The organism is Stenotrophomonas sp. AG209 (assembly GCF_003550055.1).
Classification (GTDB): Bacteria; Pseudomonadota; Gammaproteobacteria; order Xanthomonadales; family Xanthomonadaceae; genus Stenotrophomonas.
The window spans coordinates 110,281-123,960 of the sequence record NZ_QXDB01000003.1 but is presented as its reverse complement, the minus strand read 5'-3'; the positions used below and the strand labels follow the sequence as shown (position 1 = coordinate 123,960).

Sequence of the window (13,680 nt, the reverse complement as noted above, 5' to 3'; positions counted from 1 at the left end):
TGCAGGGGCGCTTGCGCGCCCCCATGTGGCAGCCATGACCCCGCTGCTGACCGACTTCATCGACCGCGCCCAGCGCCTGTTCGTGCTGACCGGCGCCGGTTGCAGCACCGCCTCGGGCATTCCCGATTACCGGGATACCGACGGCCAGTGGAAACGCACGCCGCCGGTGACCTACCAGGCCTTCATGGGCGAGGCGGCCACCCGCCAGCGCTACTGGGCGCGCAGCCTGCTCGGCTGGCCACGCTTCGGCCTGGCCCGGCCCAACGGCACCCACCAGGCGCTGGCCGCGCTGGAACGCCGCGGCACGCTGCAGGTCCTGCTGACCCAGAACGTGGACGGCCTGCACCAGCGTGCCGGCAGCCACAATGTGATCGACCTGCATGGCCGCCTGGATCGGGTGCGCTGCATGGGCTGCGAGCGCCGCAGCGGCCGCGAGGAGTTCCAGCAGCGGCTGCTGGACGCCAATCCCGGCTGGGATGCGCTGGAGGCCGGTATCGCCCCCGATGGCGATGCCGACCTGGAGACCGATTTCTCCACGTTCGTGGTGCCCGATTGCGCCTGCTGCGGCGGCCTGTTGAAGCCGGATGTGGTGTTCTTCGGCGAAAACGTGCCGCGCGAACGCGTGGCCGCGGTGCACGATCACCTGCAGCAGGCCGACGCCGTGCTGGTGGTGGGCTCGTCGCTGATGGTCTATTCCGGCTTCCGCTTCGTGCAGGCCGCGGCCAGGGCAGGGTTGCCGGTGGCGGCATTGAACCGTGGCCGCACCCGCGCCGACGACCTGCTGCAGTTCAAGGACGAGCGGGATTGCGCTGAAGCGCTGGCTGGATGGGCTTCGTGTTGAGCCGAGCCCACGCCCGGCTGAAGTAGATCGCACGAAACAGCGATCCATCCAGGCGGTTGATCCGGGAGCCGCGCAGCGGTGCAATACGCACCCTCCATCCGCCTGTCCCCCGCATCGCCGTGACCCAGCTGTTTTCGCCGATCTCGTTCGGCCCCCTGACCCTGTCCAACCGCATCGTGATCGCGCCGATGTGCCAGTACTCCGCCGAAGACGGCCGCGCCAGCGACTGGCACGCCATGCACCTGGGCAACCTGGCGCAGTCCGGCGCCGGCCTGCTGATCCTGGAAGCCACCGCGGTCGAACCGCGCGGCCGCATCAGCTGGGCCGACCTGGGCCTGTGGGACGACGGTACCGAGGCCGCGCTGGCGCAGGTGCTGACCAGCGTCCGCCGCTGGTCGCCGATGCCGCTGGGCATCCAGCTGGGCCATGCCGGCCGCAAGGCCTCGGTGAACCGTCCGTGGGACGGCGGTGGCCAGCTGCCGGCCGACGATGCGCGTGGCTGGGCCACCGTGGCGCCGTCGCCGCTGCCGTTCCATGCGGCAGACCCGGCACCGCAGGAACTGGACGAGGCCGGCATTGCCGAGGTCATCGCCGCCTTCGCCGCCAGTGCGGTGCGTGCCGAGCGCCTGGGCTTCGAGCTGATCGAGCTGCATGCCGCGCACGGTTACCTGCTGCACCAGTTCCTGTCGCCGCTGAGCAACCGCCGCACCGACGGCTACGGTGGCTCGCTGCCGAACCGCTTGCGCCTGCTGGTGGAGGTGTTCGATGCGGTGCGTGCGGCGGTGTCCGACAAGGTCGCCGTGGGCGTGCGCATTTCCGCCAGCGACTGGGTCGAGGGTGGCTGGGACCTGGTGCAGAGCGAGGCGCTGGCACAGGTGCTGGACGCGCGCGGCTGCAATTTCCTGCATGTCTCCAGCGGCGGCCTGGACGAGCGCCAGAAGATCACCGTCGGCCCCGGTTACCAGGTGCCGTTCGCCGCGGCGATCAAGGCCAAGGTGCGCATGCCGGTGATCGCGGTGGGCATGATCACCGAACCGGAACAGGCCGAGTCGATTCTGCGCCACCGCCACGCCGATGCCGTGGCCCTGGCGCGCGGCATCCTCTACGACCCGCGTTGGCCGTGGCACGCTGCCGCAGCATTGCGCGACAGCGTGGACGCTGCGCCCCAGTACCTGCGCTGTGAGCCACGCGATGCGCGCGGCGTGTTCAAGGCGCGCTGACGCAATCTGCGAGCGCATTGTGACGCTTCAGGATGCAGGGGATCTACGCGGCGGCGAGTTGCGGCATAGCCTGTCGCAACGAACTAGGAATGATTGCGGATACCACTTTATGTGAATGACACCTCATTGCGCTGGGTGCGGACATTGCAACGTTGAGCTGCACACACGGTTGTGCAGCCAATGGAGAAACGCAATGAAACCCATGATGCTGGTTGTTCTGCTCTCGGCTTTCTCACTGCCTCTATCAATGCCTGCCGTCGCAGGTGATGACGTGGCGAGTGTCACCGGGGCGGAGAATGTCTCGCTCATGCACGCCCCTGTGAACTCGCGGGGGCGGCTTGATCTTCACATGATCGAGCTCTCTCCCGAATCCCCACTGATGTTGCTTTCACCCCTTGCGCGCAAGCAGTTTGTCGATTCGCTGGTGTTTGGAGATCGGGGACTGGCCAGCTTCAGCTACGAGCCCATCGTCTCCGAACTGAGTGCAGGTGAAGCCTATCGGCTCCTGTCACTCTTCGGGGCACAGCGCGCAATTGTGCACATCCCGGGATTGCGGCAGGAGTCGGAAGCGGATCATGTGGTCGTGCAGTCGGCCAATCCAAACCCGGTATTCGAAGATTATCCGGGCTACGCCTGTTCAGGGCGTGCGACCTGTTCAACCTCCATGAGCAGCATCTGCATGTCGAGTTGCTGATCGCATGATTGGTCGCATGCTGCTTTGGTGTTTGCTGCTGCCCACAAGTACGTGGGCAGCAACTCCAGTAGACGCTCAACTGCGTGAAATGGACCGGGAGATGTTGGCCGCTGGCGCTTCAGACCGAGTCGAGAAGCTGGTGGATGGCTATTCGTCATGGGAGTCTTCCAGATCATCAGGGGATGGTTGCGGCAGTTTGAGCAATCTGGATCTTGAGGCCGCGTTCCGCGCCAGCTTCTACATCTCAATGTACGTTGGAGACGAGAAATGGCTTGGCAAGGTCCGATGCATTCATGCAGAACTGGGGCGGAGAGGTATTGCCACAGAGACAACGCACCGGAAAATGCACGCGGTTCTGGTGCAGGTTCGACATTTTGCTGAGGCCAATGCGCTGCGTGAGATGGCGTCATTGCGTGTAGATGAACTTCCCGAGATAGAGCGGAACGCGCCTGGCCAGCAGGGCGTTCTCCACCCTCTTGCGAGTGGAAAGCTGGAATGGCGGGGGTGGACGTACAGGGAGGGATTGGAGGTGGTCGCCTATGTCAGTCCGGCATGCGCTCCCTCGCGACGCGCGATGCACGTGATCATGAACGAACCAGAATGGACATGGATTCGATCCAGCGTGCGCTTTGTCGTGCGTCGATCTCCTGCATGGCCGCAGCCGGGTGTCAGCGAGTGGAACAGAAGCAATCCCTCTCATCCCATGTTGCTCCAAGCGGGGCCCGCGGGCTGGAAAGAACTGGATGTCCATGAAACTCCGGTATTCCATGTTTTCAGGAATGGGCAGCGCCTGCGCACCCTGACAGGATGGGCAGAGGCCAGTGCTCACCTGATGAGCCTGAAGGAGAGTTTCTGACCGCGAAGGCCCTCCGCTCTTCCCCGTCACACCCGCCAGGCCGGCGCGATGCCAGCCTGCAGATGCTCGAACAGCGCGCGGATCTTGGCGGTGAAGTCGCGGCGGTCGCTGACGCAGAAATAGACCTCCATCGGCTCCGGGCGCCACGCCGTGTCGGCGCCGAACACCGGCGTCAGGCGGCCATCGCGCAGGTACGGCTCGGCCACGAACGCGGCCAGCCGGGTGATGCCGGCACCGGCCGCCGCCAGCGACGCCAGCGCATCGATGTCATCGCAGACCATGCTCGGCGGCAGCGCGGCGTCCACGCGCTGGCCCTCCTTCAGCAGGCCCCAGCGCAGCGGCCGGCCATCGGTGGGGAAGCGGTGCAGCAGCCCGCGATGGCTGCCCAGTTCCGAGGGTTCCTGCGGCGTGCCATGGGCCTTCAGGTAGGTTGGCGAGGCACAGAACACGAACGGCACGCGCGCCAGCTGCCGCGCGACCACGCCATCCTCCAGCTGCGCCCCGATGCGGATGCTGGCATCCACCGCTTCCGGGCCATGCTGCACGGCGCGGTCGGTCAGGCGCAGCTCCAGCTGCAGTTGCGGATAGCGTTTCTGCAGTGAAGGCAGCAAGGGGGCAAGCACGTGGCGACCGAAGGCGCTGCTGCTGGCGATGCGCAGCGGCCCGGCCGGCTCGATGTCACCGGCAGTGACCATCGCCTGCGCACGCGCCAGGTCGGCTTCGATGTGGCGCACCTGCGCCAGGTACAGCGCGCCGGCCTCGCTGAGGGCCAGCTGGCGCGTACTTCGGTTCAGCAGCCGTACGCCCAGATGCGCTTCCAGCCGGTTGATGTTCTGGCCGACTGCGGTGGCGCTGATGCCAAGGATGCGGGCCGCGGCGGCAATGCTGCCGGTCTCTGCGGTGCGGGTGAAGCTGCGGATCAGTTGCAACAGGTTCATGACCGACCAGCTTGCCACGGGGAGTCCCAAGTATCGCTTGGGACTGAACCAAGCAGGTCGGTTGCATCGGTGACCATCGATCCATCGGGCAGGGCGCTGCCCTACACTCGGGCGATGCGCCCCGATTCCATCCTCACCCTGTCCTGCCCCGACCGTACCGGCATCGTCTATCGCGTGTCCGGCCTGCTGTTCGACCGCGGCTGCAACATCCTCGACGCCCAGCAGTTCGGCGACGAGGAAAGCGGTCGCTTCTTCCTGCGCGTGCATTTCGACCGTGACGCCGGCCTGCCGCTGGAGACTGTGCATGCCGCCATGGCCACGCTTGCCGAAGGCTTCGGCATGGACTGGCAGCTGCATGATGGCCGCCGTCGCGCACGCCTTCTGGTGTTGGTCAGCAAGCAGGGGCACTGCCTCAACGATCTGCTGTTCCGTGCCCACAGCGGGCAGCTGAAGGTCGACATCGCGGCAGTGGCGTCCAACCACGCCGACTTCGCGCCATTGGCCGCGTCCTACCAGGTACCGTTCCACCACCTGCCGGTGACCGCCGATACGCGTGCGGTGCAGGAACAACAGATCATCGACCTGGTCGAGCGCGAGCGCATCGATCTGGTGGTACTGGCGCGTTACATGCAGATCCTGTCACCCACGCTGTGCCGCGCGCTGGCCGGCCGTGCGATCAACATCCACCACAGCTTCCTGCCCAGCTTCAAGGGCGCGCAGCCGTACCACCAGGCGCACGCGCGCGGGGTCAAGATCATCGGCGCCACCGCGCATTACGTTACCGAGGATCTGGACGAAGGCCCGATCATCGAACAGGACGTGGCCCGCGTGGACCACGCGATGGCACCGCGCGAGCTGGTGCGGCTGGGCAGCGATACCGAATCGCTGGTGCTGGCACGCGCGGTTCGCCGCCATGTGGAGCACCGCATCCTGCTCAACGGGCACCGAACGGTGGTGTTCCGGTAATCGCCCATCCCGCGTCCGCCGGGCATGGCCCGGCGCTACCACGGGTGCTATCCGGTAGTGCCGGCCGCTGGCCGGCAACTGCAGAGATCCCGAGGTTGCCGGCCAGTGGCCGGCACTACCGAATCCTGATTTCATCCAATGAAAAGCCCCCGGTTCGGCCGTCCCGCGATCTGTAGGGGGCGTAGTTTGGGGGCTGGATGAATCGATTGTGTTGTCGTGGGCAGGAGCGCGCAAGCGGCATAAGCGACGTGCGCGGTAGCGCCGGGCCATGCCCGGCGGTCACGCCTCAGGCGATCGCGATCCCCGCCTTGCCCAGCGCTTCGCGCACCATCGCGTCGTTGGCTTCGGTCACCGGCCGGGTCAGGTCCCACAGGAACTTCACCCGGAAGCCGGACTTCACCGCGTCCTGCGCGCTCCACAGCACGCAGTAGTCACGGGCCAGGCCGCACACGTGCACTTCGCGGATGCGCCGCTCGTGCAGCCAGCCGGCCAGGCCGGTGGCCGGGCGCTCGCCATCGGGGCCGTGGTTCTCGCGGAAGGCGCTGTACGAATCCACCTGTTGGCGCGTGCCCTTGCGCAGGATCACGTCGGCCACCGTCCAGTCCACGCCCGGGTGCAGCGCGGCACCGGCGCTGCCCTGCACGCAGTGGTCGGGCCACAAGGTCTGTGGCTGTGCATGCAGCAGGATGGTCTCAAACGGGCGCTGGCCAGGGTGCTGGCTGGCAAACGAGGCATGGTCGGCCGGGTGCCAGTCCTGGGTCGCCACCACGGTGCGGTAGCGACGCTGTGCCAGCAGGTCGGCAATCGGTGCCACCAGCGCATCGCCCTGGTCGCAGGCCAGCGCACCGCCGGGCATGAAGTCCGGCTGCAGGTCGATCACCAGCAGGGCGACATCGGCGGGCAGGGCGGTCATGGCAGGTCCGGTACAACAGAAGGGGCGACCAGCGTGGCCGCCCCATGCCTGCACGTCAATCGCCCTGCGGCGCCTCAGCGTCCTGCCCGTAGTACAGCAGGCCGATCTTGATCCGTTCGCGCCCGTTCTCGCGGCGGTGGCGGTTGGCATCGCGCAGCGAGTACACGCAGCCGCAGTATTCCTGCTGGTAGAACTGCTCGCGCTTGCTGATCTCGATCATGCGGCTGGCACCGCCGCCCTTGCGCCAGTTGTAGTCCCAGTACTGCAGGCCTTCATAGCGCGACGCGGCGCGAATGCCGCAGTCGTTGATCTGCGCCATGTTCTTCCAGCGCGAGATGCCCAGCGACGAACTGATGGTGTCGTAACCGTGCTCGTGCGCGTACAGCGCGGTGCGTTCGAAGCGCATGTCGAAGCACATCGTGCAGCGGATGCCGCGCTCGGGCTCGTTCTCCATGCCGCGCGCACGGCTGAACCAGTTGTCGGTGTCGTAGTCGCAGTCGATGAACGGGATGTCGTGCTGTTCGGCGAAGCGGATGTTCTCCTGCTTGCGCAGCTCGTATTCCTTCACCGGATGGATGTTGGGGTTGTAGAAGAAGATCGCGTAGTCGATCCCGGAGGCGGTGATCGCCTCCATCACTTCGCCGGAACAGGGCGCGCAGCACGAATGCAGCAGCAGGCGCTTGCCGTCGGCGGGCAGGGTCAGGGTGGGGCGTTGGAGCTCGGTCATCGTCAGGTACCGCATGGACCGCCGGCAACGGCGGTGGCCCATGCATCAGCGCGTGGGTGAACGGGTCTGGCTGGATACCGTGAACAGGACGCGCGCGGCCACACCGCCTGCACGCGCAGGACGACGGCGGCCCCGGCAACCTCCCCGCGGAGATTCCAGGTCGAGTCAGGGGACGGTCGTGTCCCCCGGCCGGGGCCGGTATTCGGGCTGATGGACACGGGCCGCAGCCCACCTACTACCCGCCGCTTCCCAGGCGTGAGCCCAGTGCTGTTGGCAGGATTCGTTTCCATTCACCGCTGCGGGGCAGCTCCGGAATGGGCGCGCGAAGCGCCTTCACCGGATTCCCGTTTAAATCCCTGCCGCGATGACAACTACGGCAGGGATACCTTCGGCGTGCCCACGGTGGACGCGTTGCTGGCCAGGGTCAAGGGGCATCGGGGTCAGAGCCCGTTGCGCTGCAACGGGATCCGACCCCAGCGGAAGGAAGGGGTCGGATCCCGCTGCCACGCAGCGGGCTCTGACCCCGGTCGGGATGCACCTTCAATGCCCCGCCGCCGCCCGCGCGCGGATCTCATCCAGCCGCTGGTCGTGCAGCAACCGGCCGTTCTCCCACACGGTCACCATCGCGTCCTCGAAGCCGGTTGGCAGCGTGTCGTCACCGCTGGAAGGCAATGCCACCGTGTGCAGGCTGCCGTCATCCAGGCGCCGCAGCAGGCGCATGCGGCCGCGCTTGCTGGTCTTGCCGGCGTCGGTGATCGGGTCCTTGTAGACATCGATCCACTCGCCGTCCACCCGTGCGGCCGAACACTTCAGCGCGAACTTCTGGGTATCGCGGTCCAGCCGCTGCAGCAGCGCACCGCCCATGCCGAAGGCCACGTTGTCGGCGGCGTAGCCGTCGTCGGTGATGCGCTGCAGGATCGCTCGGATCGTGTCCGGGTTGATGCCATCGCCCTGGATCACCCGCACGTGGTTGAGCACGCGGTAGCCCTTGCTGTTGAGGGTGTGGCCGAAGGCTTCATCCAGCCGGCGCAGGCTTTCGGCCACCACCTCCACCGGGTCACCCGAATCGGGGCGGATGACCAGGGTCGCGCCCGAGGCAATCACTTCATCGCGCAGGGTGGTGCCCCAGTGCTCGCTGATCGCGCGGTAGATGTCGTAGCTGTCCGACACCACCGCTACGATCGCACCGGGCTTGCCGAACTGGCGCAGCATGTTGCGGTAGGCGTCCACCTCGCGCTCGCGGCCCCAGCTGGTGATGGTGCTGTGCTCGGCGGCGGGAATCGAATGGCCGGCCATCGGCGCGTGATAGTGCGCGCGCGCCAGGCACAGGGCCGAGACGGTATCGGTGCCGAGGAAGTTGACCAGGTGCGCGGCACCGCCCAGCGCGGCCGATTCCAGGCTCGAGACGCCGCGCGCGCCGAAGTCGTGCAGTTTGAACGGCAGCTGCCCCTGCGGGTCGTCGCTGGTCTGCTGCAGGAACGCGGCAATGGTCTGCCGTGCATGCCAGCTGATGGTGGCCACGGTGACCGGGTACCACACGCGCAGCAGCAGCGTTTCCAGGTACGAGGGCACCCAGAACGCGGCCGGATCGGTCGATTCAATGGTCATCAGTGCCTGGTGGGTGGGCACCACGCTGCCCTCCGGCACGGCGCGGATGCGCACCGGCAGGTGGCCGCCAAGCCGGTCGACGATATCGCGCCAGCCGGCCTCGTTGAACGGTTCGCCATGGGCGGCGAATACCGCAGCAGCGTCGTCGATGTCGGCGTGGGTGACCGGCCGTGCCAGGGCGTCCTTGAGGATCGCCTGCAGGCCGAAGAACACCGTGCGATCGTGCAGGCCGCCACGTGATTCCACGTAGAAGAACGTGGCATCGGTACCCGGCGGGTACTGCAGCCAATGGCTGGCCTTGTAGCTGTCGGTGTTGAGGAGAAGATTATCGAGGTAGTGCATGACGGAAGCTCCTTCGCGTCGAGTGACACCGGCGGTCTATCCGCCAGTGGGAAGCCGGGCCGGTCAGCCGCGGCCGAGGAAATACTCCAGGATGTGCAGGTGGTCTTCGAACAGCTGCGGGCCCATGTCCAGTGCTTCACTCACCGGTATCCAGCGCGCCTTGTCGGCATCGTCGCCGCCGCGCACCGGCGGCAGGTCACCGGCCGGAAACTCGAAGTGGAAGCCGTGGGTGATGGTGCGACCACGCTGGCTGCGGTCGGGGTGGTCGAACACCTGCTGGCCCTTCAACGACCCCTTCAACACCGGTAGCGGAATCTTCAGCCGGGTTTCCTCGCGCAGTTCGCGCAGGCAGCTGTCGAGCAGGCTCTGCTCCTGGCCGACGAAGCCGCCGGGCAGCGCCCACAGCCCCTTGCCGGGTTCCGAACGGCGCCGCACCAGCAGCACGTGGCCCGAATGCACGACCACCGCATCGGTGGTGACGAAGGTGGGCGCGTACGGCGCATCCTTCCAGGCGGCCTTGTACTGTTCGATGAAGCGGTACTCGGCCACCAGCTGGCCATAGGCAGGCGCGCTTTTGCGGAACGCTTCGAGCATGTCGTACACCGGCGCCGGCACATTGCCACGCAGCATCAGCAGCGCACCGTGGAAGTCGACGTCGCCGGCCTCGAACAGGTAGCGCCGCAGCTCGGTGGCCGACAGGGTGGCGGTGTGCTGCACGTCCACCAGCGGCCATTGTGGGAATTCCCGCAGATAGTAGCTGGAGGCATCCTTGTCCATGCCGATCAGGCCCACCTTGGCATCGGCAGCGGCGCCATCGTTGCGCAGGGCTTCGGCCACCTGGCGTTGTACGTTGGCAATCCACTGCGCTTCGTTGTACAGGTGGTCGCGCAGGGGCCGGATCAGCAGGCGGTCGGTGTGGCCATCGAGGGCAGCCTGGATCATCACGGCGCGTTCGGCCACGGTCCAGGGATTGCGGAGGCTGCGGGGGATATCGGCAGAGCCGACCAGGAAGATCAGCTTGCGGGCCCGGCTCAGGGCCAGGCGGGCAACGGCGGCGTGGCCGTTGTGGAAGGGCTCGAATCGCCCGATGAAGACGAGATAGTCGAATTCCATGAGAATCCCTCATGTCGTTGTGGCAGCCGCGGGTCTGTCCCTTGGCTTGCTGCAGATGCTACGCCGATGGCGGGGCGGGTCAAGCCTGCAGGCATGCCTTCCGCTGAACACCGAAGATTCCTGCCGGGACTGCGCTGCTGTTCTCAGGCCCTGAGAAGCCTCTGCGCCATACTGGCACCCACGCGGCGGACGGCATGCTCGGGGGCAAGACAGTGGCGGACAAGTACTGCGATCTGGTCATGAAAGGCGGCATCACCAGCGGCATCGTGTACCCCAATGCGGTATTGGCGCTGGCGCGCGAGTATCGCTTCAAGAGCATCGGCGGCACTTCGGCGGGCGCCATCGCCGCAGCCGTGGCGGCCGCGGCGGCATGCGGTGATCGCCGCCAGCAGGCGGGCGAACATCTGCCCGGCGATGCCGGCTACGGCGGGTTGTCGGCGGTGTCGGCGCAGCTGTCGCGGCGCGGCTTCATCTACAGCCTGTTCCAGCCGGCACGGGGCGCGCGCGCGGCCTACCGGCTGCTGGTGGTGCTGACCGGCAATGCCGGCCTGCCGCACAAACTGCTGTGCCTGGCCGTCGCGGTATTCGAGATCGCGCCGCTGGAAGTGCTGGTGTCGCTGGCGCTGCTGCTCGGCCTCGGCTGGTGGGGCGGTGGCTGGAGCGGCGTGGCCGCCACGCTGCTGCCCTCACTGCTGTGTGCGTACGGTGCGGGTGTGGCCGGTGCCGCGCTGCGTGTGGCACGGGTGGCGCGGCGCAACCTGCTGGGCCTGTGCAGCGGCCTCGGCCGCGATGCACGCACGCCGGCATTGACCGAGTGGCTGCATGAATGCCTGCAGCAGCTGTCCGGCAAGCCGCTGGATGCACCGCTCACCTTCGCCGACCTGCACGACGCGCCGCGCTACGCCGGTGAGCCGGACAGCCCGCATGCGATCAGCCTGCAGATGATCACCACCTGCGTGTCGCACAACGAGCCGCGCACGCTGCCGCTGGGTGGCGCGCAGTTCTGGTTCCTGCGCGAGGAGTTCGAGCAGCTGTTCCCCGCCAGCGTGGTGCAGTGGCTGGTGAAGCAGGCCGGCCCGCCGCTGGAGGTGGAAGGACGGCAGTACTACCACCTGCCACAGGGCCCGAAGCTGCCGGTGCTGGTGGCCACGCGCATGAGCCTGAGCTTCCCGCTGCTGATCAGCGCGGTGCCGCTGCATGAGCCCTCGCGCCGCGAACGCCGCTGTGAACCGACCGCGCCTGCGGCCGACCAGGAGCACAACGTGGCCGACAGCATGGAAGGGCTGACCAGTGCCGGCCAGACCTGTGGCCCGGTGATCACCGCGTTCCGCATCTGCTGGTTCTCCGATGGTGGCATCAGCAGCAACTTCCCGATCCACCTGTTCGACGCCGCCCTGCCGCGCTGGCCGACGTTCGCCATCAATCTGGTCTACCCGCAGCATGCCGAAGATGTGAGCCACGGCAGCAGTGGCCGCCAGGCGCTGGAACATGCCGTGTTCCTGCCCACCGAAAACCGCCACGGCTGGCAGCGCACCTACCAGTCGATCGCCACGCCGTTGGCCGCTGCGGAGCTGGGCCGCTTCCTGTTCGCGGTGGTGGCGACCATGCAGAACTGGCGCGACCTGCTGCAGGCGCGTGCGCCGGGCTACCGCGACCGTATCGTGCACGTCAGCCTGCAGGGCGACGAAGGCGGCATGAACCTGGACATGCCGCAGGAGGTGCTGACCCGCATCGCCGACAAGGGCAGCCTGGCCGGTGCGCGCTTCTGTTCGTTCTCGTTCGAGAACCACTACTGGATCCGCTGGCGCAACCTGGCCTCGGCCTACCAGCGTTACACGCTGGAAGTGGCGCGCACCGATGACCCGGCACAGCAGGTGCTGGCTTATCGCGCGGCATACGCGATGGTTGCCCGCGGTGAACCGACGCCACCGTCATACAAGCTGGGTTCGGAAGACAAGCGGTTGGCCTCGCAGCAGCTGTGGGGCTTGATGGTCGAGCAGGGACGCACCTGGGAGGACCTCGGCCCCGACCTCACCGACGGTGCACCGCGCCCGTTGCCGCAGATGAAGGTGACGCCGATCTACTGAGCCGGTCCTCGGTAGATCCACGCCATGCATGGATGCATCTCGAATGGGGGTCAGATCCGTTTTCCGCAGGAAAACGGATGCGACCCCCTGCGGTGCCTCATCGCCACGGCGCCACCACCGCATCACCCTGCAATGGCGCATACAAGGGCAATGCCAGCTCCTGCTTCACCCAGCCCGGATTGAGCGCACGCAGGCCGGCCAGGTATTCGCGGGCCAGCGCGATATCACCTTGCCGCATGGCCAGGCGCGCAGCGCGCGCCCAGGTGCGGTCCCAGCCATGGGCCAGTGACAACGAGGTCGCCAGCGCAGTGCGCGCACCTGCCACATCGCCGTTCTCCCAACGCTGCTCGGCCTGGATGATCGCCTCGTTGGACAGGCGCATGTCGTACAGCTCGCGCAGCCTCGCGACCGCGCGTGGGTCGGCGTCCACGCGCAGGTCGGTGTCCTGCCAGTCGCCTCCTGGCGTGCGCACCAGTAGCGCCGCCGACCACTGCCCGCTGCGCTGGCCTCCCGCGTCTTGGCCAGCTTCCAGCGCCGCCAGCAGGCGCGCCGCCAATTCACCGTGTGTTGCGGCGAAGGCGCGCTGCATCGAGGCCAGCACCTGCGGCCCAGCCAGGCCATTGCCCTGCACGCTCAGCATGCCTTCGCCCTGCGCACCTGCCCAATCCGCCTGCTGCGCGGTAGCGCCGGTGTACTGCGCATTGCCGCCGCGCGCGCTGACCAGCCCCACCTGGCGCTCGGCAAGCGTGGTGCCATCGAAGTTGCCGTCTTCATCGAGCAGCTGCTTCAGCACCTGGGCAGGCGTGCGGCCTTTGGCCATCAACTCCAGACCCTTCGACCCATAGGTCGGGTTGGTCTCGAACTGGCTGGCGACCGCGCCCACCTTCGCCTGTGCCCACGGCACACCCACGCCCCCGACCGCCAGGTTGTGCGTGCCCACCGCCACCCCGCAGTCGCCGGCCTCGTTGCAGGCGGCAATGGAGAACGTCGCCCACGCCGGCGCAGCGCAGGCAGCGAGCAGCAGGACCAGGCAGGAACGCAGCAGGAACATGGCCAACTCCGTGGGCAGGCATTGCAATGGGATGCAGCCTACGCACGAAAGGTTTAGTAGATCCACGCCATGCGTGGATGGAATCCCATCGAAATCGAATATTTCGAACCTTCATCGAAGAACATCCACGCATGGCATGGATCTACCGTGTCGACCAAGGTCGACACCCACCAACAGCAGCGTGCCGACCAACGGTCAGCACCCACCAACAGCAGCGGGAAACTGTCGAAGGCGGGGTGGGTCCGGTTGCGGGGGCGTGAGCCGCATGGATGCGGCGACCGAGCTTACATGGACGTACTTGCAGCGTCCCCCGCAACCGGATCC

At 67.0% G+C, this 13,680-nt stretch carries 12 protein-coding genes and 1 riboswitch; of the genes, 6 read left to right on the top strand and 6 right to left on the bottom strand.

Annotated features, from left to right (window positions below):
* Positions 1 to 34: 34 nt before the first annotated feature.
* The 4 genes from DFO63_RS15685 to DFO63_RS22030 all read left to right on the top strand — a co-directional run bounded on the left by DFO63_RS15685 (position 35) and on the right by DFO63_RS22030 (position 3,611).
* Positions 35 to 841, top strand: coding sequence for an NAD-dependent protein deacetylase (locus DFO63_RS15685; RefSeq protein ID WP_101764731.1), 807 nt, complete (start codon positions 35 to 37; stop codon positions 839 to 841).
* Positions 842 to 960: 119 nt separating this feature from the next.
* On the top strand, positions 961 to 2,061 hold the full coding sequence (locus tag DFO63_RS15680; RefSeq protein ID WP_101764732.1) for an NADH:flavin oxidoreductase/NADH oxidase: 1,101 nt from the start codon (positions 961 to 963) through the stop codon (positions 2,059 to 2,061).
* Positions 2,062 to 2,254: 193 nt separating this feature from the next.
* Positions 2,255 to 2,755 carry a hypothetical protein gene (locus DFO63_RS15675; protein WP_101764733.1) on the top strand — a complete coding sequence of 167 codons (501 nt, stop codon included), beginning with the start codon at positions 2,255 to 2,257 and terminating at the stop codon, positions 2,753 to 2,755.
* A gap of 100 nt (positions 2,756 to 2,855) precedes the next feature.
* On the top strand, positions 2,856 to 3,611 hold the full coding sequence (locus DFO63_RS22030; protein ID WP_147416463.1) for a hypothetical protein: 756 nt from the start codon (positions 2,856 to 2,858) through the stop codon (positions 3,609 to 3,611).
* A gap of 26 nt (positions 3,612 to 3,637) precedes the next feature.
* Here DFO63_RS22030 and DFO63_RS15670 read toward each other — a convergent pair whose 3' ends face one another.
* Positions 3,638 to 4,549: a LysR family transcriptional regulator gene (locus DFO63_RS15670; RefSeq protein ID WP_101764734.1), complete on the bottom strand. Its 912-nt coding sequence runs from the start codon at positions 4,547 to 4,549 to the stop codon at positions 3,638 to 3,640.
* Between the two features lie 114 nt (positions 4,550 to 4,663).
* Between DFO63_RS15670 and purU the strand changes: the two genes are divergently transcribed.
* A complete protein-coding gene (gene purU / locus DFO63_RS15665) occupies positions 4,664 to 5,515 on the top strand; it encodes a formyltetrahydrofolate deformylase (protein WP_101764735.1) in 852 nt (283 codons plus the stop codon).
* A 286-nt stretch (positions 5,516 to 5,801) separates the two neighbouring features.
* On the opposite strand, the gene pncA is transcribed toward purU, so the two are convergent.
* The 4 genes from pncA to DFO63_RS15645 form a co-directional block, all read right to left on the bottom strand.
* Positions 5,802 to 6,428, bottom strand: a complete 627-nt coding sequence (gene pncA / locus DFO63_RS15660; protein WP_101764736.1) for a bifunctional nicotinamidase/pyrazinamidase — start codon at positions 6,426 to 6,428, stop codon at positions 5,802 to 5,804.
* 55 nt (positions 6,429 to 6,483) lie between these two features.
* On the bottom strand, positions 6,484 to 7,155 hold the full coding sequence (locus DFO63_RS15655; protein WP_042358411.1) for an epoxyqueuosine reductase QueH: 672 nt from the start codon (positions 7,153 to 7,155) through the stop codon (positions 6,484 to 6,486).
* Between the two features lie 175 nt (positions 7,156 to 7,330).
* Positions 7,331 to 7,546, bottom strand: a riboswitch (cobalamin riboswitch).
* A 149-nt stretch (positions 7,547 to 7,695) separates the two neighbouring features.
* Entirely contained in the window at positions 7,696 to 9,105 is a 1,410-nt protein-coding gene (locus tag DFO63_RS15650) for a nicotinate phosphoribosyltransferase (RefSeq protein WP_101764738.1), read from the bottom strand.
* 63 nt (positions 9,106 to 9,168) lie between these two features.
* Positions 9,169 to 10,224 (bottom strand): bifunctional nicotinamide-nucleotide adenylyltransferase/Nudix hydroxylase, encoded by a 1,056-nt coding sequence (locus tag DFO63_RS15645; RefSeq protein ID WP_101764739.1) that lies wholly within the window; start codon positions 10,222 to 10,224, stop codon positions 9,169 to 9,171.
* Between the two features lie 188 nt (positions 10,225 to 10,412).
* Between DFO63_RS15645 and DFO63_RS15640 the strand changes: the two genes are divergently transcribed.
* Entirely contained in the window at positions 10,413 to 12,305 is a 1,893-nt protein-coding gene (locus tag DFO63_RS15640; protein WP_101764740.1) for a patatin-like phospholipase family protein, read from the top strand.
* 97 nt (positions 12,306 to 12,402) lie between these two features.
* Here DFO63_RS15640 and DFO63_RS15635 read toward each other — a convergent pair whose 3' ends face one another.
* Positions 12,403 to 13,356: a DUF1028 domain-containing protein gene (locus DFO63_RS15635; RefSeq protein WP_119007320.1), complete on the bottom strand. Its 954-nt coding sequence runs from the start codon at positions 13,354 to 13,356 to the stop codon at positions 12,403 to 12,405.
* Positions 13,357 to 13,680 lie beyond the last annotated feature (324 nt).